General features: G+C 45.3%; 22 protein-coding genes. 5 read left to right on the forward strand and 17 right to left on the reverse strand.

Annotation, left to right across the window (positions count from 1 at the left end):
• Positions 1 to 46: 46 nt before the first annotated feature.
• The 8 genes from atpG to ABD960_RS17440 form a co-directional block, all read right to left on the reverse strand.
• Positions 47 to 934: an ATP synthase F1 subunit gamma gene (gene atpG, locus ABD960_RS17405; protein ID WP_345333123.1), complete on the reverse strand. Its 888-nt coding sequence runs from the start codon at positions 932 to 934 to the stop codon at positions 47 to 49.
• A 142-nt stretch (positions 935 to 1,076) separates the two neighbouring features.
• A complete protein-coding gene (gene atpA, locus ABD960_RS17410) occupies positions 1,077 to 2,651 on the reverse strand; it encodes a F0F1 ATP synthase subunit alpha (RefSeq protein ID WP_345333126.1) in 1,575 nt (524 codons plus the stop codon).
• 33 nt (positions 2,652 to 2,684) lie between these two features.
• Positions 2,685 to 3,230 carry an ATP synthase F1 subunit delta gene (gene atpH, locus ABD960_RS17415; RefSeq protein ID WP_345333128.1) on the reverse strand — a complete coding sequence of 182 codons (546 nt, stop codon included), beginning with the start codon at positions 3,228 to 3,230 and terminating at the stop codon, positions 2,685 to 2,687.
• Positions 3,231 to 3,308: 78 nt separating this feature from the next.
• On the reverse strand, positions 3,309 to 3,818 hold the full coding sequence (atpF, locus tag ABD960_RS17420; protein WP_345333130.1) for a F0F1 ATP synthase subunit B: 510 nt from the start codon (positions 3,816 to 3,818) through the stop codon (positions 3,309 to 3,311).
• 95 nt (positions 3,819 to 3,913) lie between these two features.
• The gene (gene atpE / locus ABD960_RS17425) at positions 3,914 to 4,120 is read right to left on the reverse strand and encodes an ATP synthase F0 subunit C (RefSeq protein ID WP_194101808.1); all 207 of its coding nucleotides are present in this window, start codon (positions 4,118 to 4,120) and stop codon (positions 3,914 to 3,916) included.
• 53 nt (positions 4,121 to 4,173) lie between these two features.
• A complete protein-coding gene (atpB, locus tag ABD960_RS17430; RefSeq protein ID WP_345333134.1) occupies positions 4,174 to 5,250 on the reverse strand; it encodes a F0F1 ATP synthase subunit A in 1,077 nt (358 codons plus the stop codon).
• Positions 5,251 to 5,264: 14 nt separating this feature from the next.
• Positions 5,265 to 5,645, reverse strand: coding sequence for a hypothetical protein (locus tag ABD960_RS17435; RefSeq protein WP_345333136.1), 381 nt, complete (start codon positions 5,643 to 5,645; stop codon positions 5,265 to 5,267).
• Between the two features lies 1 nt (position 5,646).
• Positions 5,647 to 5,877 (reverse strand): AtpZ/AtpI family protein, encoded by a 231-nt coding sequence (locus ABD960_RS17440; protein WP_345333138.1) that lies wholly within the window; start codon positions 5,875 to 5,877, stop codon positions 5,647 to 5,649.
• Positions 5,878 to 5,949: 72 nt separating this feature from the next.
• On the opposite strand from ABD960_RS17440, the gene porW reads away from it, so the two are divergent.
• The 3 genes from porW (at position 5,950) to uvrC (ending at position 12,961) form a co-directional block, all read left to right on the forward strand.
• The gene (porW, locus tag ABD960_RS17445; protein ID WP_345333140.1) at positions 5,950 to 8,787 is read left to right on the forward strand and encodes a type IX secretion system periplasmic lipoprotein PorW/SprE; all 2,838 of its coding nucleotides are present in this window, start codon (positions 5,950 to 5,952) and stop codon (positions 8,785 to 8,787) included.
• Positions 8,788 to 8,795: 8 nt separating this feature from the next.
• Positions 8,796 to 11,033 carry a penicillin-binding protein 1A gene (locus ABD960_RS17450; protein WP_345333142.1) on the forward strand — a complete coding sequence of 746 codons (2,238 nt, stop codon included), beginning with the start codon at positions 8,796 to 8,798 and terminating at the stop codon, positions 11,031 to 11,033.
• A gap of 92 nt (positions 11,034 to 11,125) precedes the next feature.
• Positions 11,126 to 12,961: an excinuclease ABC subunit UvrC gene (gene uvrC / locus ABD960_RS17455; protein WP_345333144.1), complete on the forward strand. Its 1,836-nt coding sequence runs from the start codon at positions 11,126 to 11,128 to the stop codon at positions 12,959 to 12,961.
• Positions 12,962 to 13,777: 816 nt separating this feature from the next.
• Here the strand turns inward: uvrC and ABD960_RS17460 are convergent.
• The 6 genes from ABD960_RS17460 to ABD960_RS17485 form a co-directional block, all read right to left on the reverse strand.
• Entirely contained in the window at positions 13,778 to 14,401 is a 624-nt protein-coding gene (locus tag ABD960_RS17460) for a class I SAM-dependent methyltransferase (protein ID WP_345333146.1), read from the reverse strand.
• Positions 14,391 to 15,281 (reverse strand): UbiA prenyltransferase family protein, encoded by an 891-nt coding sequence (locus ABD960_RS17465; RefSeq protein ID WP_345333148.1) that lies wholly within the window; start codon positions 15,279 to 15,281, stop codon positions 14,391 to 14,393. Before ABD960_RS17465 ends, ABD960_RS17460 begins: the two co-directional genes overlap by 11 nt.
• Positions 15,282 to 15,306: 25 nt before the next feature.
• A complete protein-coding gene (locus ABD960_RS17470) occupies positions 15,307 to 16,608 on the reverse strand; it encodes a metallophosphoesterase (protein WP_345333150.1) in 1,302 nt (433 codons plus the stop codon).
• 1 nt (position 16,609) lies between these two features.
• On the reverse strand, positions 16,610 to 18,130 hold the full coding sequence (locus tag ABD960_RS17475) for a sigma 54-interacting transcriptional regulator (protein ID WP_345333152.1): 1,521 nt from the start codon (positions 18,128 to 18,130) through the stop codon (positions 16,610 to 16,612).
• A 155-nt stretch (positions 18,131 to 18,285) separates the two neighbouring features.
• Positions 18,286 to 19,383, reverse strand: coding sequence for a vWA domain-containing protein (locus tag ABD960_RS17480; protein ID WP_345333154.1), 1,098 nt, complete (start codon positions 19,381 to 19,383; stop codon positions 18,286 to 18,288).
• Positions 19,384 to 19,476: 93 nt separating this feature from the next.
• Positions 19,477 to 20,373, reverse strand: a complete 897-nt coding sequence (locus tag ABD960_RS17485) for a carbohydrate kinase family protein (RefSeq protein ID WP_345333156.1) — start codon at positions 20,371 to 20,373, stop codon at positions 19,477 to 19,479.
• A 63-nt stretch (positions 20,374 to 20,436) separates the two neighbouring features.
• Between ABD960_RS17485 and ABD960_RS17490 the strand changes: the two genes are divergently transcribed.
• Both ABD960_RS17490 and ABD960_RS17495 read left to right on the forward strand, forming a co-directional pair.
• Complete coding sequence (locus ABD960_RS17490; RefSeq protein ID WP_345333158.1) at positions 20,437 to 20,856, forward strand: YybH family protein; 420 nt, start codon at positions 20,437 to 20,439, stop codon at positions 20,854 to 20,856.
• A 4-nt stretch (positions 20,857 to 20,860) separates the two neighbouring features.
• A complete protein-coding gene (locus ABD960_RS17495) occupies positions 20,861 to 21,127 on the forward strand; it encodes a hypothetical protein (RefSeq protein ID WP_345333160.1) in 267 nt (88 codons plus the stop codon).
• A 5-nt stretch (positions 21,128 to 21,132) separates the two neighbouring features.
• Here ABD960_RS17495 and ABD960_RS17500 read toward each other — a convergent pair whose 3' ends face one another.
• From ABD960_RS17500 to ABD960_RS17510, 3 genes are all read right to left on the reverse strand, one after another.
• Complete coding sequence (locus tag ABD960_RS17500; protein ID WP_345333162.1) at positions 21,133 to 22,014, reverse strand: cupin-like domain-containing protein; 882 nt, start codon at positions 22,012 to 22,014, stop codon at positions 21,133 to 21,135.
• Positions 22,015 to 22,143: 129 nt separating this feature from the next.
• A complete protein-coding gene (locus ABD960_RS17505; protein WP_345333164.1) occupies positions 22,144 to 23,034 on the reverse strand; it encodes a cupin-like domain-containing protein in 891 nt (296 codons plus the stop codon).
• Between the two features lie 133 nt (positions 23,035 to 23,167).
• Positions 23,168 to 23,707, reverse strand: coding sequence for a fasciclin domain-containing protein (locus ABD960_RS17510; protein ID WP_345333166.1), 540 nt, complete (start codon positions 23,705 to 23,707; stop codon positions 23,168 to 23,170).
• Between the last annotated feature and the right edge of the window lie 18 nt (positions 23,708 to 23,725).

Consider the following 23,725-nt stretch of genomic DNA (forward strand, 5'->3'; position numbering starts at 1 on the left):
GCCACCCAAAGGGTAGCCATTTCGTATCATTATAAATAAAAAGTTATTATCCGTTTGATAATGCTGCCGCACCGCTCACAATCTCGGTAAGCTCGGTAGTAATGGCCGCCTGGCGTGCCTGATTGTATGATAGTTTCAGGTTGCGCAGTAGTTCGCCGGCGTTATCGGTAGCCTTGTCCATGGCCGTCATACGTGCACCATGTTCAGAGGCGTGTGAATCAAGTACAGCACGGTAAAGTTGCAGTTTGATGTTTTTTGGTATCAGCTCTGCTACTATCTCTTCTTTTGATGGCTCAAGTATATAATCTGTTTGCGATGCGCTATTGTTGTTATCGTTAGTTTCAACTTTAGGCACCGGCAACAACTGCTCGGTTATTAAATACTGTACAGCCGCGTTACGGAAGTGGTTGTACACTACCTCAACACGGTCATAATCGCCGTTAACAAATCCTTGCATAATAGCCTCGGTAATTACCGATGTGTTAGCGAAATTAAGGTTTTGATAAAGCTCGTTATTGTTGCCGATAACGTTGTATTTACGGCGAATAAAAAAGTCGTGGCCTTTTTTACCGATAGCTACGATAGAAACGTTACCGTTTCTTAATTGCTCGCTATATTTTTCGGCAATAAGGTTGTTAGCGGCTTTAATGGCATTAGCGTTAAATGCACCGGCTAAACCACGGTTTGACGATACCACAACCACCAGTACACGCACCGGCTCACGCTCCTGCAGGTATGGTGATGCACCATCTTCAAGGCTGGCGGACAGGTTTGCCAAAAGATCCTTTAGCTTAGTTGCATACGGACGTAACTGTACAATACCATTGGTAGCACGCTTTAACTTGGCAGCCGAAACCATTTTCATGGCCTTGGTAATCTGCTGCGTTGAGCTTACCGATGATATCCTGTTTCTTACTTCTTTTAAATTAGCCATTCTTTGTGAGATGTGAGATTGGGGATGTGAGATGTGAGATCAACTCATTCCTCATTACCCTGCCCATTTCTTTAAGTATCTTTTTAAGATTTGAGATGCAAGTTTGCCTCACATCTCAAATCTATTATCTCATGTCCAAAAATTAATATTTACCTGTCAGCTCTTTAGCAACAGTTTCAAGTACACCGGTTAGTTTATCATCAAACTTACCTGCCTTAAGTGCCGAAAGCACTTCAGGGTGACGCAGTTCAAGCTGGCTTAAGTACTCAGCCTCAAACTCCTTGATTTTGTTTACAGGTACGCTACGCATAAGGTTTTTAGTACCGATGTAGATGATAGCAACTTGTTTTTCAACTGATACCGGTGAGTACTGGCCTTGCTTTAAGATCTCAACATTACGTGCGCCTTTGTCCAATACGCTTTTGGTTGAAGCGTCAAGATCAGATCCGAATTTTGAGAATGCCTCAAGCTCACGATACTGTGCCTGGTCAAGCTTCAAGGTACCGGCAACTTTTTTCATTGATTTAATTTGCGCGTTACCACCCACACGAGATACCGAGATACCTACGTTAATAGCCGGACGAACACCCGCGTTAAACAGGTTTGATTCCAGGAATATCTGACCGTCAGTGATTGAAATTACGTTGGTTGGGATGTATGCAGATACGTCACCCGCTTGTGTTTCGATGATCGGCAAAGCGGTTAGTGAACCACCACCTTTAACCACATCTTTCAATGATTCAGGCAGGTCATTCATCGCTTTAGCGATAGAATCATTCGAGTTGATCTTAGCGGCACGCTCCAGTAAACGGCTGTGCAGGTAAAACACGTCACCAGGGTAAGCCTCACGGCCCGGTGGACGACGAAGTAATAACGATACCTCACGGTAAGCTACCGCTTGTTTCGACAAGTCATCATAGATGATCAGTGCCGGGCGACCGGTATCACGGAAGTACTCACCAATAGCGGCACCCGCGAATGGCGCGAAGAACTGCATCGGAGCAGAGTCAGAAGCGTTGGCGGCTACTACAATTGAGTAAGCCATAGCGCCGTTCTCCTCTAAAGTACGTACAATGTTTGCTACGGTTGAAGCTTTTTGGCCACAAGCAACATATATACAGATAACCGGCTGGCCGGCATCATAAAATTCTTTTTGGTTGATGATGGTATCGATACAAACGGCAGTTTTACCGGTTTGGCGGTCACCAATAACCAACTCACGCTGGCCACGGCCAATAGGGATCATCGCGTCGATAGCTTTGATACCGGTTTGCAACGGCTCAGTAACCGGCTGGCGATAGATAACACCCGGCGCTTTACGCTCCAAAGGCATATCATAAGTTTTACCAGTGATAGGGCCTTTACCGTCAATAGGGTTACCCAAGGTATCAACCACACGGCCAAGCATACCTTCGCCTACTTTAAGCGAGGCAATTTTGCTGGTACGTTTAACGGTATCACCTTCTTTGATACCTTCGTACGAACCTAACAATACCACACCCACGTTATCTTCTTCAAGGTTAAGTACAATGCCTTGCAGGCCATTGTCAAACTCAACCAGCTCACCTGATTGTACTTTTGTTAATCCGTAAACACGGGCAATACCGTCGCCTATTTGCAATACGGTACCTACTTCTTCCAGTTCGGATTCTGACTTGAAGCCTGCCAGTTGCTGACGCAGGATGGCTGATACTTCGTCTGGTCTTACCTCTACCATTTTATTTTTTTTATTGGTGTTTTTGAGTAAATATTAAACTGTCTTTTGAGCAAAATCTTTTTTCAGGCGTTTCAGGTCGGCAGCAATGCTGGTGTCAACCTGCCTGTCGCCAACGGCAAGCACAAAACCGCCAATCAATTCAGGGTCAACCTTTTCAACCAATATAACCTTGCTGCCGGTGGCCTGCTCAACCTCCTGGGTTAGCGCCTGCCTGTTGGCAGCTGATAGCGGGGTAGCCGATGTTACGCGGGCTTTAAGAATGTTACGCTTAACGTTGTATTGGTTAATGTATTCGTTGGCAGTAGCCCTTAACACTTCGCCGCGGCCCTTGTTAACCATAATGTTAAAGAAGGCGATGGTAAGCGCGTTTACCTTGCCGCCAAAAAGAGCGCTTAAAATACCGGTCTTTTTACTGTGCGAAATAATAGGGTTAGCTACTACGGCGCTCAGCTCAGCATTTTGCTTTAATGTTTGCAGGAAGAAATCCATATCCGTTTTCACTGCATCAACCGCGTTTTGCTCTTCCGCAAGGTCAATAAGTGATTTGGCGTACCTGGATGCTACTGTTAGTTCTGACATATATTTTAGTAATGAGATCTTAGATAAAAGATTTGAGAAATAACTTTTCTCTCACATCTCCTATCTAACGTCTTATATCTATTTTAACTTAACTTCTTTCAATAAATCGGCAACCAATGCGTCCTGTTTTGCCTGGTCTTCAAACTGCTTGCGCAATACTTTTTCAGCGATTTCAAGCGATAACGCGGCTACCTGGTTTTTAACATCAGCCAGGGCGATAGCCTTTTGGTTGTTGATCTCAATTTTAGCGATCTCCAGCATACGTGCGCCTTCTTTTTGAGCCAGGTCACGAGCATCATGGATCATCTGCTCTTTTACCTTGCGGGCTTCGTGCAGAATCAGGTCGCGCTCGGCACGTGCTTTTTTAAGCAGGGCTTCGTTCTCGTCGGTTAAACGGGCCATTTCTTCTTTAGCGGCCTCGGCTTTAAGCAGGGCGTCTTCAATTGAACGCTCACGGTCGGTAATGGCCTGCATTATTGGTTTCCAGGCAAACTTACCCAGTAATATCAATAACAGGATAAAGGCAACCGCTGCCCAAACCACAAATCCTAAATGGTCATTTAACAAACCTTCGAATAATTGTTCCATTATATATCTAAAAGAGAGATTTTGAGTACGTTTTAACTTTTAAATAAAGCCCGTTGCCAATCGCTCCGGGCTTTACTGTTTCTTTTTGCGGTAAATTATTTACCTAACAGGGCAACTACCACACCGAACAGAGCAACACCCTCGATAAGAGCTGCAGCAATGATCATGGCAGTTTGGATTTTTGAAGCAGCTTCTGGCTGACGAGCGATACCTTCCATCGCTTTACCACCAACCTGACCGATACCTAAACCGGCACCGATAACCGCTAAACCTGCACCTAATGCAGCAATACTTCCAGTCATGTTTTTAAATTTTAAAAGTTAAATATAATTATATAATTGTTTGCAGATATTAATTAATGATGATCCTCAACCGCGGTACCGATAAACAGCGCGGTAAGCATAGTGAATATAAACGCTTGCAGAAAGGCAACCAGCAACTCCAAAACATCCATAAACAATACGAACAAAATTGAAATAGGCGCAACCGCGATTGATTTGAAGATAAATATCAACGATATTAAACTCAATACAATGATGTGGCCTGCTGAAATGTTAGCATACAAACGAATCATCAATGCGAAAGGCCTTGAAATAACACCGATCAATTCAACCGGGATCATGATCGGGTACAGCCAAACAGGTACATCAGGTAAAAAGATGTGTTTCCAGTAATATTTGTTAGCGCTGAAGTTAACCACCAGCATTACAATGGCCGACATTACAAAGGTGAACATGATATTACCGGTAACGTTAGCACCACCCGGGAACAAAGGCACCAGGCCTAACAGGTTGTTCATCCATATAAAAAAGAATATGGTTAACAATATAGGCATGTAGCGCTGGTAACCGCGACCGATGTTTGGTCTGGCAATCTCGTCACGCACAAACATGATGATCGGCTCAACCAATGACTGCAAACCTTTTGGCGCTTTGCCTTCGCGTTTTTTATATGATGAGGCTACCGACATGAAGATGATCAGGATAAGCAATCCCGCTATCCACATAGCCAGCACGTTTTTGGTGATTGAAAAATCGTAAACATGAGATGAAGCCTCCTTGTCAACCTCACCGTTAGCATCAACAGCCTTAATTTTATCCTCTACTAATTTGTAAGTATAAAATTTACCTTGATGAGCCTCGGTACCATGATGAAAAGCAGCCGATGAAAAGAACTCCACACCTTTGTCGGTATATAAAATAACCGGCAGCGGAATTGAGGTTTCACCTACCACATGCCAGTAGTGCGAATCGCCAATATGTTCGAGGATGGCCGTGGTTGGATTAAAAGCTTCGGTTTCTGCGTTCTTTACCTCGTTTGCGTGTTCCTCGTGTTGTATCGCAAAAGTTTTACAAGCGCAAAAAGTCAAAAAAACGCCTAAAATCAAGCTCAGAGCGGTTTTTTTTGAGTTCAAAATGTGGCTAAAATTCATTAAATGAGTGTTTTTCACTTTTCAATTTGGTTGCGCAAGTTACGTAACAAAACCAAAACTTCAAAGATGGTATTTAAGAAATATACATAAAAGAAATTGAGCACAAAAACTACGCTGTCAACCTTGAATTTAATGGTAAAAAAAAGAGCCAGCGCCATGCTCAAAACCATTTTGGCAACCGTCATGATCAGGAAAGTTTGCGCATACATCTCCGGATGCCGCTTTTGTATCAGCGATACCGCCACAATAAGCATCATTGTTAAAGCGGTTATCAACACAAAAATGCCCCAAAATTGCGGCAACACCCATTTGGTATTACCCGTATACACCAATACAGCGGGCGGCAGCGCCAGGCAAATGCTAAATATGATGAATGAGGTTAAAGTGCGCAGCATATCAGTTTTTTACAGCCCTGATTACAAGGTACAACGAAATGAATACGCCGGCCAGAGCCATTGCAGCGGTAACCCACTGCACATTGTGTTTATTTACTTCATCAATTTTATAACCGGCGTAGGCCATACCGCCGATGATGACGATCATTTGCACGGCAATGCCCGTGTATTTGGCATAGTTGCTCATGCCTTTGCCTGCCTGATCGGGCTGATTGGGTTCGTTTTGAGCCATGGTGCAAATTTATTTAATATTGGTGTATAGTATTTATTTATTTTAGCAAAGCATTCGTATATCTATTCTCCTGTGCATAAACCGGCATCAATAAAACATACCATCCTGATACTTTTTGCGGTATTGCTGGCCGCGGCCTGTACACTCGAGAAGAAAACCCCGCTTAACCGCCGCCTGCAAAACCTTACGGCGCATTATAATATCCTATTTAACGCCCGTGAGCTACTGAACCAAAAACAGGAAGCCTATGCCGCCGCGTTTATTGATGATTATAGCGAACTGCTGCGCGTTTATCCCGATACGGCCGATGCAATTGAAGGTGACAAGGAGCTTGCCGCCGTAATTGAAAAAGGCAACTACATTATTAATTTCAAGGAGCAAAGCAACTATGTTGGCGATGCCTACCTGCTGCTGGGCAAAGCCAACTACCTGGGCAAACAATATTTTAACGCCCAGGAATATTTCGATTATGTATTACGATCGTATCGCGAAAAGCCGGAACTTTTGCAGGAAGCCCGTGTATGGAAAGCCCGCAGCATGATGATGCTGAACCAACAAGAAGAGGCTAAACCCGAAATTGATACCGCTTTGCGCAGTATCAATCCTAAAAAGGATGTAACGGCTGATGTGTATGCTACGGCACTGCAATACTATATAGATACCCGCGATTATACCAATGCGGAGGCGATGGCGATACAAGCTGTTGAGTTTGCCAACAATTCACAATACCGGGCACGCTGGCGTTTTGTTTTGGCGCAGTTGCAGGAGTTGAATAATAAACCTGCCGATGCCGTAAACACTTACACCCGCATAGTGCACAGCAACGCCCCTTTTGAAATGGCCTTTAATGCCGATTTGAACCGCATTCGTATTGAAGATACGCGCGATGGCGTGAAGATCAGCCGGGTTGACCGCTTGCGGAGCTTGCTGCGCAACAGCAATAACAGGGAATTTACCGACCAGATTTATTACCATATCGCCCAGATTTACTATACCGAGCATAACATTGATAAAGCCGTAGAAAACTACCGGCTGGCAATAGCCGCCAGTGGCCAAAACCAACAGCAAAAGGGCTTAGCCTACCTGCGCCTGGCCGATATTTATTTTAAGGATAAGGCCAACTATCCGGATGCCAAGAATTATTACGACAGTACCCTGGCCAATCTTTCACCAACTTATCCGGGTTACCTGGCCATCCGTAAAAAAACAGATAACCTGCAGCAGCTTACCGCCAACCTGAGCATTGTTGCCCATGAGGACACCCTGCAAATGCTGGCCCGCCTGCCTGAGCCGGCACGCACCAATATGGTTGATAGTATGGTGAACCGCTACCTGCTGCTACAGCAGCTAAGCACCCAGGTTACATCATCCGATCCAAAATCGGCCACGGCGCCAACCGCTGTTCCGCTGGAGATAAGCAATACGCAAAACCCGAGAGCGAGCACGCCAACCGGCGGTAACTTCTATTTTTATAATAATGCGGCCGTGGGCTCGGGCTTCGCCACCTTTAAACAACGCTGGGGCAACCGTAAGCTGGAGGATAACTGGCGCCGCAGTCAGCGCAGCACGGCGAACCTGACGGTAAACAATTCGCAAACCACCAACCCGAACGCGGTACAAAACCAGTTGCAGCAAACGCAAAATAATACCGCCACTGCCGATTACCGCCAGCAATTGCTGCAAACTATCCCGGTAAATGCGGCAATGGTTAACCAATCAAACATCCGGATTTATAATGCCTTGTTGGAAATAGCCAACTTTTACCGGGATGTTATTGACGATCCGAAAGAAGCTATCGCTGCCTATGAACTGATATTGAAACGTTTTCCGGACAACCCGAACCGCGCTGCCATTTATTACAGCCTGTACCGATTGTATACCGGCACCAACCAACTGGCCCGTGCCGATGAATATAAGAGCCGGCTATTGAAGGAATTTGCTGACTCGCCATACGCCAGGGTGATCCTGGACCCGGATTATGCCAAACGCATTAACGATGCCGATGCCAGCTTTAACGCCTTGTATAATGAGGTTTACGAACTATATGCGCAACGCAAATATCCCGAAGTTATGCAACAGGTAGATGCGCTGATGCAGCAATACCCTAACAATAAGCTATCGGCACAGCTGCAATACCTGCGTGCGCTGGCCCGCGGCAGGCAGGTAAAAGTTGATCCGTTTAAAGCCGACTTGCAGAATATTATGAATGCCTACCCTGCCGATGGGCTGATAACACCGCTGATTAATCAGCACCTGGCGTTTATCAACGCCAACAGCAATGAAATGGCCGCACGCAGGTTTGCCATATTAGACAGCGACCCTGATTATATACCTTTCGCCCCGGAAGAAGTGGGGCCACTGGTTACCGAGTTTGCCACTGTGGCAGATAAGCGTGTAGAAAAACCCAAAGTGGAAAAGCCTGTTGTAGTAGCCAAACCAGCCGACAGCCCCGTAGTAAAGAAACCTGAACCGGTAATAGCTAAACAAGCGGATATCGTCCAACCGAAAACAGATAGCGTAAGCGCCCCGGCAAAGCCGAAAAAGGTTTATCCGTTTAACGAGAGCGACAGCACCAACTACTATTTTGTGATAAGCGTAAGTTCGCGTACAACTAATCTGGCTTCATCACGTTTTGGTGTAGGGCAGTTTAACCGTACCCGGTATCAGGGTGTGCGCATACGGCATCAGCTAAAACAATCCGGAGATAACCAGCTTATTTATGTCGGCCGGTTTTATACCGTAGGCGAGGCTAAGGAATATGCGCGCAACATTATACCTTTGATGCCGGAGATAATGAAGGTGCCAAAAGATAAATACACTTTCTTTATCATCACACAGCAAAATCTGGATAAATTAGCCGACGGAAAACTACTGGATACGTATAAGGAATATTACCAGGATAATTTTTAGATAAAAAAATGATCGTAAAACTTTCACCACAGGATACCCGCAGGTATAACTGGTATATATGGCGCTTCGTAATTGCTTGTTTCTCGTTCGTAGTTATTATGTTGCTGCTTACAGCATTCGGCATATTCGGGCAACTACCATCCTTCCGCGACCTGGAGAATCCTAAAAGCAACCTGGCATCGCAGGTCATATCATCAGACAAGCAGATACTGGGTACCTATTTTGTTCAGAACCGTACCAATGTTACTTATAAAGAGATTTCTCCCTACGTGATAAACGCGCTGGTGGCTACGGAAGATGCCCGTTTTTACGACCACTCGGGTATCGACTTTAATCGTACGTTCTCTATTATTTTTTATAACCTGATAGGCAAAAAACAAGGCGGCAGTACCATTACCCAGCAGTTGGCACTTAACCTTTTCTCAGAGCGCGCGCACAATCCATTCAAGCGTATCATCCAAAAATTACAGGAGTGGATAACCGCCGTTAAAATAGAGCGCCATTATACCAAGGAAGAGGTTATCACCATGTACCTTAACACGGTTGACTTTGGCGCTTACAATGTATTCGGCATCAAATCAGCCGCTTTAACTTATTTTAATACTACACCTGATAAGCTAACGCCCGATCAGGCCGCTTTGCTGGTAGGTATGGTAAACGGCCCGGGTATATATTCGCCAATTAACCACCCCGATAACGCCATTAAACGCCGTAACCTGGTGTTGCGCCGCATGGGCGAAGTTGGTTACCTGAGCGATGGACAGGTTGAGGAATTTAAACAAAAACCACTTGGCCTGAGCTTCCACCCCATTAATCATAACGAGGGCTCGGCACCGTATTTCAGGGCTATCCTGAAAAGAGAAGTACAAAGAATATTGGTTGATAAATCAATATTTAAAGAGGGCGATATACCTTATGACCTGGATCGTGATGGTTTAAAAATTTATACAACCATTGATGCTACCATGCAGCGCTACGCCGAAGAGGCGCAAAAGGAATACATGCGCAACCTGCAGGCTCAATTCAATAATCATTGGAAGGGGCGTAGCCTGTGGAAAGGTATAAACAATTTTCAGCTACTGCTTAAGCAGGGTATGCAGCGCAGCGACCGTTACAAGGCGCTGAAGCTGGCCGGGAAATCGGATGAGGAGATCAAGGAAGATTTTAATACTCCGGCTAAGATGACCTTATTTACCTGGAAAGGTGATATTGATACAACGATGAAGCCGATAGACTCCATTGTTTATCATAAGATGATGCTACGTAATGCCATGATGAGCATGGATCCTACCACAGGTTACATTAAGGCCTGGGTAGGCGGCACCAACTTTGAACATTTTAAGTATGACCAGGTGCGCATGGGTACACGCCAGGTAGGCTCAACCGCCAAACCGTTTACTTATGCCGTGGCTGTGGATGCAGGCTTTTCGCCTTGTATGGAAGTGGCCAACGTGCCGGTGACCATAACCGGTTACGGCGAACCATGGACACCGCGCTCAACAGGCACTATACCAGGCGTACTTACTTTGCGCAAGGCTTTGGCCAACTCGCAAAACTACATTACCGCTTATGTAATGAATGAGGTTAAACCGCAACCGGTGGTTGACCTGATCAAGAAAATGGGGGTGAATAGTCCGGATATCGGGCCTTACCCATCTATCTGCCTCGGAACATTTAATGCCTCGGTATTTGATATGACGGGGGCTTACTCTGCCTTTGCCAACCATGGCGTGTGGACAGAGCCGACCTTCCTGCTGCGTATAGAAGATAAAAACGGCAACGTATTATATGACCACCACGCCACCGTTAGGCAGGCACTTAACGAGCAAACCGCTTACGTAATGACCTATATGCTGAAAGGCGTAGTTGACGAAGGTACCGGCTGGCGCTTACGCTCAAAATATAAACTGACTAACCCAATAGGTGGCAAAACCGGTACTACGCAATCAAACTCAGATGGCTGGTTCATCGGCATTACACCGCAGCTGGTTACCGGCGTTTGGACGGGTTGTGAGGATCGAGACATCCACTTCCGCTCTACCAACCTGGGCGAGGGCGCGAATACCGCGCTACCGATATTCGCGCTGTACATGCAAAAGGTATATGCCAACCAGGCGTTAGGTATTAAAAAGAATGTCGACTTTGATCCGCCAAAATCGGGAGTGAGCATAACGCTGGATTGTAAATCATACCACCAGCAGCAGCAACCCGATAGTACCGGGGTAGAAGACCGGCTGGAATTTTAGGCTCCGAATTTTATATTTTTGCATCAAATAAAGCTTTTTTGCGTTAACAATATATTTATCTGATTTCCCCCGTTTAGGGGGTTAGGGGGCTAATGGAGCGATTTGATTACAGGGCGGCACTAAAAAACATACCACACCGGCCGGGTGTATACCAGTTTTGGGACAGCGAGAACGAACTGATCTACATCGGTAAGGCTAAAGATTTGCGTAACCGCGTTACATCTTACTTTAACAAGGATTTGAACGTGAATGCCAAAACGCGCGTGTTGGTATCAAAAATCCGTAACATCACCTTTACCATTGTTGATACCGAGGTAGATGCCTGGCTGCTGGAAAACAGCATGATCAAAAAGCATCAGCCACGTTACAACGTGATGCTGAAGGATGATAAGACCTACCCTTGGATCATCATCAAGAACGAGAACTTTCCGCGCATCTTCTGGACCCGCCGTATTGTGCGCGACGGCTCAAAATATCTTGGCCCCTATGCCTCGGTAAGCATGATGCACACTATACTTGATTTGATTCGTGAAACTTATCCGCTTCGTACCTGCAATCTGGCACTAACGCGCGAGAATATTGATAAAGGAAAGTTTAAGGTATGCCTGGAATACCAGTTAGGGAATTGCAAAGGCCCCTGCCAAAATTATCAGACCGAGGATGATTATGATAACAGCATCAACGAGATAAAGGACATATTGAACGGTAAGATCAGCAACGTAGTGCGCGAGATGAAAGCAGAAATGGATGCCGCCGTTGCCGATATGAACTTCGAGCTGGCGCATAAGCTTAAGCGCAAGTACGATCTGCTGGAGAAGTACCAAAGTAAGTCAACCGTTGTAAATTCTTCTATTACGGATGTGGATGTTTTCAGTATTGCATCTGAAGAAAAATATGCCTTTGTTAACTTTTTAAAGGTAATGAACGGCACCATCATTCAAACCCAAACCATCGAACTTAAAAAACGGCTGGATGAAAGCGATGAGGAATTATTGACCCTGGCCATATTTGAATTCAGGAGCAGATATAATAGTCACTCCAAGGAGATCATTGTTCCGTTTGACGTACACCTGGAAGATGCCAGTATAAAATTCACTGTGCCCAAGCTGGGTGAAAAGAAGAAACTGCTTGACCTTTCGCAAAAGAATGTGCAGTTTTTTAAACGTGAAAAAATTGATCAATACGAAAAGCTGAACCCCGAGATACGCACCGAGCGCCTGCTTACGCAGATGATGAAGGACTTGCGCCTTAACCAGTTGCCTCGGCATATTGAGTGTTTTGATAACTCTAACTTTCAGGGCAAGTACCCGGTATCGGCCATTGTGGTTTTTAAGGATGCCAAGCCATCAAAAAAGGACTACCGCCACTTCAACGTAAAAACGGTTGAAGGCCCCAACGACTTTGCCACTATGGAGGAAGCCGTGCACCGCCGCTACCGCCGTATGCTGGATGAAGGCACCGAGCTACCACAATTGATTATTATTGACGGTGGCAAAGGGCAGCTATCGTCAGCCATGAAAAGCCTGAAATTGCTGGGCATTGAAAAACAAGTCGCGGTTATCGGTATTGCCAAAAGGCTGGAAGAACTATATTATCCAGGCGATCAGTACCCATTATACCTCGACAAAAAATCAGAAACGCTGAAGGTAATTCAGCAACTGCGTGACGAAGCTCACCGCTTCGGCATTACCTTCCACCGCAAAAAACGGGATAAAGGCACCCTGGCTACCGAGCTTGAGCTGATAGAAGGCATAGGCAAAACCACCGCCGAAAAATTGCTGAAATACTTTAAGTCTGTTAAAAAGATACGTGAGGCCAATGAGCAGGAGCTGATGGAAGTAGTAAACCTGAAACAAGCCAAAGCCATACTTACTTACTTTGCACCGAGGTTGCCGGAGCATGTGGAAACTACAGGGGATATACTATAAGTACGTACAAAAGGCTGTCATTTCGATCTAGGTACGAGGAGAAATCCATCTACTTAATAACCTCGTGCGAATTCCTTATTGAAAGTTCGTGCTTTTCTATTGTTAGTCTGCTCTTGGCCGCAGAGGCCAGTTACTTTGTCTTCGACACAAAGTAACCAAAAGTCAAGCCGGAAAAAACCTTCCGCCCACAGGCCTACTCCCAGGCCCGGTTTTCCGGCAGGCCAACGCGCTTTTTATTTATTTGGAAAGCAGCACAAGCCACTCATAACCTATAATTCCGGCCTCTTAATTTTCGGGGAGCACTAAAGAAGCACTGCCTTTCACAGAAAATTAAACAGCCGGCGATTTTTGTTTCTTTTGATCGATCAAAAGAAATTCAGGACAGGTAATTAAAATGCTTTTTGTGCTTTAATTAGCGATAATACTTTATTGAATCGTCAGCCTGCTCTTGGCCGCAGAGGCCAGTTACTTTGTCTTGGACACAAAGTAACCAAAAGTCAAGCCGGAAAAAACCTTCCGCCCACAGGCCATACTCCCGGCCCGGTTTTCCGGCGGGCCAACGCTCATTTTTTCATTCGATGACCTAATTTGAAGATATTAAGCACAAACAGTAAATAATTTTAATAACCGGCATCAGTAATGTCCGGAGTAGCACACGCCTTGCCAAAGCATAACCCTTCACCGGGCAGGACGTAGCCGGCGATTTATTCGTAGTTGTTTGTTTTTGTTTGCACTCATGAGATCGCTAACGCTAAGTCTTGTTTCTTTTGATCGATCAAAAGAAATTCAGGACAGGTAATGAAGACGCTTGACAACTCAGTGTGACTTCTTATAGGCTCTTGTCAATATGAAATCACCATAAAAAGTCGCACTTGCTATAGCCTTGTATCTTTTTAACACAAAAACCTTATCAACTTCCGGCAAGTTACTTACCGGGATCGGGCTAAACATCCTGAAAAAAGTGTACATACTTTTCAGCAGCAGGGGCTGCCACCATTTGCCGGTGAGCTGAAAATCGGTATTGAGCCACAGACCACCGGGTTTTAAAACGGAATTGATATGATTAAATGTTACAGGCAGATCAGCATCGGCGTAATTATCAAATAAAAAACCGGTGATCACCACATCAAATTCAGACTTTAACTGTACTTGTTCAATAGCCTCTACAATAAAAACTACTTCATTATTACCTACATTTCTTTTCCTGGCAAGAGCCGTCATGTTAGCGGATATTTCAATAAAGGTGATGTGCAAGCCTTCATATTGCAGGGCGGCCAGATCTTCGAGCGTTTGCCCGGTGCCGCCACCTACAATTAATATCCGAGCGTTTTTAGGTACCAGCGGCAGCAAATGCTTTTGCGAATTTTTTAGCGCGCTGCCAAACACCAGCCGGGCAAGGCTATCATAAAACCAGGCTGTTTTGTTGTAGTTAGCCGCCATAGGTTTTCAGCATACTAAAAACCAGCACAATTACATATTGCAGTACCAGCACGCCATCGAGATAGAAAAAATAGTAGTACTCGTTCTTCTCCCACGTTGATTTAAAAATCAGCCAGCCGGTGAGCAGGGCGGTTAGCGTGAGGGCGAAAAAATCAGCATTAAAGCCATTATGCCTGAACATGAAAAGCAGCAATATATAACCCGCCAGCAAAAACTGACAAAACAGGTAAGCCTTCCGTTCGCCCCAAACAACGGGGATGGTTTTAAGTCCGGTTTGCCTGTCCTGAAACAAATCACGGATATCAAACGGTACAGTTAAGGCACCGATGAAAAGGAAACGCTTTGCGGCAAGGATTACCGTATCGCGCATGGAAATATCAGTAAGATGCCTGCCTTGCGCTTCCAGCACCGGCAGCAATACACAGCTGGCCACCCAAACTACAGTGATCAGGATGGCTTTTAAGCCGGGAATGTTGCGTAAGCCAAACTTTTGCGAACCCAATGTAAACAATGGCAGTCCGTACAATACAGATAACGCGCCCATAAAAACCAATAACAGTTTTGATGGCAGCGTCACCATAAAGAATAGCGGGATAAGCGAGAGCAGGCAGATAATGGTGAATGACACCATTAACCGGTAATGACTAAAGAACCAGCGTACCCGTACATAGGGTGATTGCATAGGTGCTTTAGGCCGTGTTATTAGTATGCAGAAGTTATATATACCGAGGGTTGAGGTGAACAACAACGCCAGTACCGGATAAACAGGTTTGGCATCAATCAAATGAAAGGTTACCAGCGCCTGCGCCACGGCACATAAAGCCATAAACACATTGCTGAAAAGCAAAAAGTTAAGTACAGGCTGCAGCAGTTTTTTCATGCAAGTTTATACAGCCGGCGGCGGTTTATATCCACGCAGGGTTTGGATCGTGCCCGGCTTTTAATTCAAATATCGTTATCTCGGGCAAAATACCAATACGCCCGGTATAACCAATAAAGCCGTAACCCACATTTACATACAATTGCTGGTTATTTTCGTGATAATGACCGGCCCATTCATTGTACACATACTTTATCGGGCTCCACTGAACTTCCTCCATACGTACGCCAAACTGCATACCGTGGGTATGGCCGGAGAACATGGCATCGATCTGCGGATATTTGGGCAACACCTCGGCGCGCCAGTGCGATGGATCATGCGAGAGCAGGAGTTTTACCGGCAGGTCGTCAGTATTTTTTGTAGCCAGATCCATACGGCCATAGCGCGGAAAACGGCTGATGGCCGCCCAGTTTTCAATGCCTAAAATGCCTATTTCCTCACCATCAACCTTTAACCGGCGGTGGGTGTTCATCAATAAATCCCAGCCCATATTTTTATGGGTGGCTTTCAGGTCGTCGAGGTTTTTCTTTTTTGCCGCGGCATCGGGCCACCAGGCGTAGTCGCCATAATCATGGTTACCCAGCGTAGAAAACACGCCTAACGGCGCTTTTACCTTGCTGAATATATCCTGGTAATCGCGCATTTCGGGCGCTATGTCATTCACCAGGTCGCCGGTAAAAAATATCAGGTCGGGTTTTTCGGCAAGCAGCATCTCCACGCCGCCTAAAACAGCTTTCTTTTTGTAAAAGCTGCCGGAGTGAATGTCGGATATCTGCCCTAGCAATAAACCATCAAACTTTTTAGGCAGATTAAGCAAGTATAATTTGCGGCGGCGTACCTGGTAATCGTACACGCTCGTCATGGATGAATAGCCCATAGCCGCCAGGGGTACCATACCGGCCAGTAAACCGGCCTTCAACAAAAATTCTGAGCGGGGGATGACTGGCAACTTATTTTCCGGTTCGGTTTCAGCAACCGGAGCAGATACCGGTGGCTCCGGTTGCTTTTTATTGCGGATGAACAAGCGTTTTAAAAAACGCCTGATGTCATCCATAAAAATAAACAGTACAAATACGGCCTTAACAATAGCCTGTAAAAAAAACACCAGCATCAGCGCGGCACGCACACCAACGTTTATTTTTATATAAACCCCAACATACAGCGCAATAATAAGCAGTACCGAAAGGGTTAAAAAAACAGTGGTAAAACTCTTTTTTTGCACAAAGCGCCATTTAGGGAATGCTCCCCTTATGCCGCTTATTACATAAACATCGGCTAATAAAAGTACTATACTAATTAAGGTGACGGTCAGGATTTTTGCTTGCATGTTAATTGTTATACCTATCGTCGTCAAGGTCTAAATCATCGTCCTCGTCGTCGGGCTGCAAATTAAACAAACTGTTGAACATGTCCGAAAAGGCGAAGCCATTATCCAAAAATCCTTTGTTCAGTTGTGAAAATTCTGCCAATCCATGCAGCACAAATTCCATCAACAGCAATTGCTGGTTTTCGCTCAGCCGTGGGTGAATTTGCTTTACCAATGCCTTTAAGCCCGGTACCTCATTCAGCAGTTTTTTATACTCTGCGGCTGGGAGGTCATCAATCAGCGCGATGGTATTACCATTGCCAAACCAGTTCACAATTTCGGCATACGGGTTAGGCGATTTTGATTTCTTAGCTTTCTCCGGATCAGGGAAAAACTGAACCATCAGGGTTTTGATAGCCTTGCCGATCAACAGGTTAGCCACTTTGGCCGGGCCTTCCAGTTCGCCCTCGTAAACCAGCTCAATTTTACCGGTAATGGCCGGGATAACACCCAAAAAGTCGGTGATGCGTACAAAGGTGCTGGCTTCGCGGTTGATGATCATGCGGCGCTCGGCATTGCTGATCAGGTTTTCATACGCCGATATGGTTAAACGTGCGGACACGCCCGATTTTTTATCGATATACTCTGAGTTACGTGCCTCAAAAGCGATCTGCTCTACCAGGTCTTTCACCAATCCATCGGCCTCAATAGCTGTTTTTTGTTCGGAGGTCAGCAGCGCTTCCTGCTGGGTGATCTTACGCGAGATCTCAACAGAACGCGGATAGTGCGTTAGTATCTGGCTCTCAATACGGTCTTTAAGCGGCGTTACTATCGAACCACGGTTGGTATAATCCTCAGGGTTAGCAGTGAACACAAATTGCAGGTCAAGCGGCAGGCGCAGTTTAAAACCACGTATCTGTATATCTTTTTCCTGCAGGATGTTGAACAGCGATACCTGGATACGTGCCTGCAAGTCGGGCAACTCGTTAATCACAAAGATGCCACGGTGCGCACGCGGTATCAAACCGAAGTGAATAACACGCTCGTCCGAATACGTCAGCTTCATGGTTGCGGCCTTAATCGGGTCAACATCACCAATCAGGTCAGCAACGGTAACATCGGGAGTAGCCAGCTTTTCGGTATAACGCTCGGAGCGGTGCAACCAGGCAATCGGGGTATCATCGCCCTTTTCGGTAACGATGCTGTGCCCAAACCATGAGATCGGGTTCAGCGGGTCATCAAATAATTCCGATCCTTCGATATATGGGGTGTACTCATCGAGCAAATTTACCAGCAAACGCGCGATACGTGTTTTAGCCTGCCCGCGCAAGCCTAATAGCAATATGTTGTGACGCGACAAAATAGCGGTTTGCAGATCAGGTATTACCGTATCCTCAAACCCGATGATGCCTTGAAAACCATCTTCGCTTTTTTGTAGCTGTGTTATCAAGTTAGCTCTTAATTCATCCTTAACCGAGCGGCTGCGGTAATCCGTTTGCTTTAGCTGCCCGAGGGTTTTTATTTCAAGTAGTTTGTTACTCATTATTATTTTTATGATTGCACCGATTGATTTTTGATTCACCGGTGCGCTTTATAGGTAGTGTGATTCTATGATTATTATAAATTCTTAAATCCTTCATTCAAACAAGGATCTCAAAAATTCTGCCCATTCCAAAATTCCGCAAATTCAGGTTCAGACTATCGCACCGTTCTTCTTCTGTTCCTGATGTAATCTTCAAATATGTATTCACCCAAACCATTAAGCGAGCTGTAGAATGCCTTGCCGCCATTAGTTTCAGTAAACTGGCGAACGAATTGCTGCAGGTACGGATCCTTGGCGATCATAAATGTGGTGATCGGTATTTTCAGGCGCTTGCACTGTGCCGCCATGTTCAGCGTTTTGTTTACCACTTTACGGTCAAGCCCGATGCTGTTTTTATAATACCGCGTGCCTTCCTTTAAACAGGTTGGCTTACCATCGGTTATCATAAATATTTGCTTATTGTGTGTTTTGCGGCGGCGAAGTATATCCGTTGCCAATTGCAAACCCGCATAGGTATTGGTATGGTATGGGCCAACCTGCAGGTACGGCAAGTCCTGCAAATTAATTGGCCAGGCATCGTTGCCGAAAACCACAATGTCTAAAGTATCTTTAGGGTATTTAGTGCGGATGAGCTCCGCCAAAGCCATAGCTACTTTTTTAGCAGGCGTTATCCTGTCCTCGCCATACAATATCATGGAGTGCGATATATCGATCATCAGCACGGTTGAGGTGAGGGTTTTGTAGTCCATCTCCTCTACTTCCAGATCGCGCTCGGTCATCATAAAATCGCCAATGCCATGATTCACCTGGGCATTGTGGATGCTCTGCGTCATGTCGATCTGATCCAGGCTGTCGCCAAACTCAAACTCACGGCGCTCGGCATTCTTTTCATCGCCCTGGCCCGATTGGGGCGAGCGGTGATTACCCTTGCCTGATTTTTTTAGCTTGCCGAATATCTCCTCTAATGCCGACTGGCGTATACTCTGTTCTGTTTTTGCCGTAATGCTGAATTGCCCGCTGCGGCCGTCCTCGTTCAGGTAGCCGCGATCCTTGAGTTCGTCAATAAAATAACCCATGCCATATTCGTCATTGGTGATTTTATATTGCTTATCCAGCTCGTTCAGCCAGGCCAATGCCTCTTCGGCATCGCCCGAGGTATAGTTGAGCAGCTCAAGGAACAGCTTCAGCAGCTCGTCGAAACCGCCTTTGGGTACCTGCCGGGGGGTAAACTGTGAAAATCCATAACCACGCATAATTGTCCTTTTCCTTGAACTTAAATTAACGGATAATTTTCCTGAAAAGTTTAAGAACCCCGCTTTTGTGGAACAGGAATGACAATGACGCGGCTATTTACCCTCTGATAGCGCCGCGCGTATTGCCCGTATCTGCTCTTTGGTATATTCGGGGTTAGCTCCGCGCCTGGTGGTAACATAAGCACCCACCGCGCAGGCTTTTTCTAATACCTGATCCATCGGCTTCTCCTTTAACAAACCTTTTATAAAGGTTGCCAAAAAGGCGTCGCCTGCACCAACGGTGTCTTCAACCTCTACCTTAAAACCCGGATGTTCGTAAAACTTTTCATCGTGCAACACCATTGCGCCTTTGCCGCCACGGGTCACACATATTGTTTTAACATGATATTTCTTCTTGAATTCGATGATCCGCTCCTGCAAATTCTTGCTATCCTTGGCGCCCACCAGCAAAATGGCTTCTTCCTCGTTCATCTTCACCACATCGGCCTTGGCCGCCAGGTTCTCAATAGTAGCAAGTTCATAGTGTGGGGCACGCAGGTTAACGTCGAATATTTTTAAGGCTTTTGATTCATCAAGTAAAGTACGCAGCGTGTTACGGGTTGTTTTACCGCGCGATGCCAGGCTGCCGTAAACAATGGCCGATACCTTTTTAGCATGCTTACGAATACCCTTTTCAGCCTTGATATTATCCCACGATACCGGCTCGGGTATAACATAGGTGGCTTGGTTATCGGCATCCAACTCAACGGTAACCTCACAGGTTGGCAACTCGTTATCGTATTGTATACAATCGCTGAAAAGGTTATTTTCCTTTAAAAACTGAGTAAGCTCTTTTCCGGATTGATCGCTGCCGATGCGGCTTGCAAACGAAACTTCAACTTTTTGCTGGGCCAGGTGGCGGGCCACGTTCATGGGTGCGCCGCCGGCTTTTTTGCCATCAGCAAAAGTGTCCCACAAAACCTCTCCAAAACAAAGTACATGTTTCTTCATACCATAAACCAATTTGGTACAAAGCTACAAGGTTAATGTGAATTAATTGTTTTATTTTAGAGTATGAAACGTTTTTTGACGCTATTTATACTACTTCTAAGTGTAATTGTTACACATGCGCAGGACAAACAAGCCATATTAAAAGTGATGGATAAGCAGCGCGAAGCCTGGAATAACGGCGATATTGAGGCTTACATGCAAACTTACTGGAAATCAGACTCGTTAATGTTTGTTGGCAAAAGCGGCCCTACCTATGGCTGGCAAAACACCATGGACAATTATAAACGCGGCTACCCGGACAAGGCCGCCATGGGCTTCCTGACCTTTAAAATACTAAAAGTTAACCTGATAGATAAAACCAACGCCTTTGTTTTAGGTGGCTGGAACCTGAAACGCGAGAAAGACGCACCAGGCGGATATTTTACCTTATGGTTCAGGAAAATAAAAGGCGAGTGGCTGATCGTATGCGATCATTCATCATAATATAATGGGACAGTTTCTATTCGAGTTCTTTTTTGGTTTTCTGCTCCGCGATCTATTAGTTGGAAGCGTGCGTTTTATTGGCATATGCGTGCTCTACTTTTTAGGCGCGGTAAGACAATTGTTTCAGCCCGAGAGAAAGTTGTACTCCATCAAAGAATTATGGAACGCCGACTTTAATAAAAAAGACCCGGTTATGATAGGCGCTGAAAAATCAGGGCAGATCATAATCGGGCTATGTATTTTAGGCATTTGCCTGTTTATTCTTTATTGACGGTATTATCTCGGATAACCACCTGCAAGTGCCTTTTCGGCACGTTTAATGGCTACGCCTTCGCGGTATCTGGCATATTTTTCTTTAAAGGCCATTTTTAAAACACTGTCCAGTCCGCCTTTTACAGCCAGGTTATAAACGCTGGCGGCTTTGCGGGTGATTGACGCATCCCAGGCGCGTAGGCTTAGCGAGAACGATCCGTCCAGGTACTTCATCCAGTGCCAGTAGCCGGTTGGCATAAACAGGGTATCGCCATGCTCTAAAAATACTTCCTGCCCTTCAACCCCATCCAAAGCAGGGAATTTGCTGATGTCCGGATTAGCTACATCATAATCCTCCAGCGCGTAGGTAGCATTTGGCAAACAGTATAAACGTTCTTTCCACTTGTTCTCAAACAATATAATATGCTTACGGCCGCCAAAATGGGTATGGAAAATGTGCGGCAGGTCAATATCGTAATGCAAAAAAGTAACCGAGTTTGAGCCACCGAAGAACATGGCCGGCATACTTTCAATAAAACCGCCCATCAAATCCTTGGGCAGCACAATATCATCCAGCAGTTGCGGCGCGTGTTTAAATATATTAAAAAAGAAAATGCGCAGTTCGGTTGGCTGCGATTTGATCAGATCGATATACTCATTAAAAGGCATTACCGCTGCCGAGGTATTGATCGGCTTCGCCGGATCGGCCTTTGAGTTATCATAAAGCGGTACGGTTTTGCTGCCTACGATTTCTTTCATGTATTCAGCTGTCCATTTTTCACGGGCGGGCCAGCTTTTGGTCAAGCCTTTTATCACCAGCGGACGGCGGGCATCAAGATAATTCTTCTTAAAATCGGCGGCCGAAATATGCTCTACCGTATCAACACCTGAAAGTTTGAATCCCATACAATTTACCCGAAAAAATGTTTAGATCGGATTGCATAAAAATACGGCTTTTATATTATCAAATGGTTAATTGGCAAAATTTAATAGTGTTTTGAACTTATAATGACATCGTGGTTACAACTAATTTGTTTAAGAAAACTTAGCCGGCTTTCCTTCAGCTAACGCTTTATTAGCCCTTTTTACCGCCAGTTCTTCCTTCCAGTCCATGTAGCGTTTTTTGAAACGGCCCTTCATAAAGTCGTCAAATTTGCGTTGTACGGTTAAATTATACAGGCTATGCGCTTTGATTGCCCATGATCTATCCCAGGCGCGCAGCGAAATGGAGAACGAACCATCCAGATACTTCATCCAATGCCAGAAGCCGGTAGGCATAAACAGCGTTTCGCCATGCTCCAGTATGGTTTCCTGCCCTTCGATGCCATCCAGCGCCGGGAATTTTTTAAAATCAGGGTTTGAAATATCATAATCTTCCAGCGCGTAGGTAGCAAACGGCATACAATATAAACGCTCGCTCCATTTTTGCTCAAACAACATAATATGCTTTCGCCCGTGAAAATGCGTATGGAAAATATGCGCCAGGTCAATATCGTAATGCAAAAAAGTTATGGAGCCCGCGCCGCCAAAAAACATATTAGGGTATTTATCCAAAAAGCCCCCCATCAGGTCAGACGGTGAGCGGTAATCATCCAGTAACTTAGGCGCGAATTTTATCGGGTCAAATAAAAATATGCGCAGATCAGTAGGCTGCTTTTGTATCAGATCGATATAATCAGCAAACTTCATCTCGGCAGCCGATGCGTTTATAGGCGCTGAAGGATCAGCCTTTGAACTATCGTACAATGGCACGGTTCGGTCGCCTACTACTTCCCTTAAATAGTCAAAAGTCCACTTTTGCAAAGCGGGCCAGGTTTGGGTAGCCTTGCGTATTACCAGGGGTTTACGCGGTATTAAATAGTTGTTAATAAAATCTTCTTTCGTGATCGTATCAACCTTATCAATTTGGGTAAGAATAATGCCCATGTTCACAAATAATTAACATGCAAATTTAATTAATTTACATACAACACTTATCAGCGAAGGTAGTTTTTGACCCATGCCCAACAAAAAAGGGCCGGCAAAAATGCCGGCCCTCTCAACGTTTATATTTGGTTAATTAAGGCATTAATACGGTGTTTACTACGTGGATAATGCCATTGCTTTGGTTAACATCAGCAATGGTTACCCATGATTTTCCACCTTTGGTATCAACCAGGTAAACTTTACCGGCTTCAACTTTAACCGTTAGCTTTTCGCCCTGAACGGTTGTTAACGTTGGGTTGGCTGATTTGGCTTTGGCCATTAAATCCTTGGCGCTCATTTTGCCGGCAACTACGTGGTAAGTTAATATTTTGGTAAGTGTTGCCTTATTTTCAGGTTTTACCAGGTTATCAACCGTACCGGCAGGCAACTTGTTAAATGCCTCGTTGGTTGGCGCGAATACTGTGAAAGGGCCTTTACCTTTTAAGGTTTCAACCAGCCCTGCAGCTTTAACAGCGACAACAAGCGTAGTGTGGTCTTTAGAGTTTACGGCATTGTCAACAATATCCTTAGTTGGGTACATGGCCGCACCACCAACCATTTTAGTTTGGGCGTAAGTTTTTGGCGCAATTGCAATAGCTGCTAATGCAAACGCCGCAATAATTAGTTTTTTCATTTTCATTTATAGATGTTA

Origin of the sequence: Mucilaginibacter defluvii (assembly GCF_039543225.1) — a bacterium.
Taxonomy (GTDB): Bacteria; Bacteroidota; Bacteroidia; order Sphingobacteriales; family Sphingobacteriaceae; genus Mucilaginibacter; species Mucilaginibacter defluvii.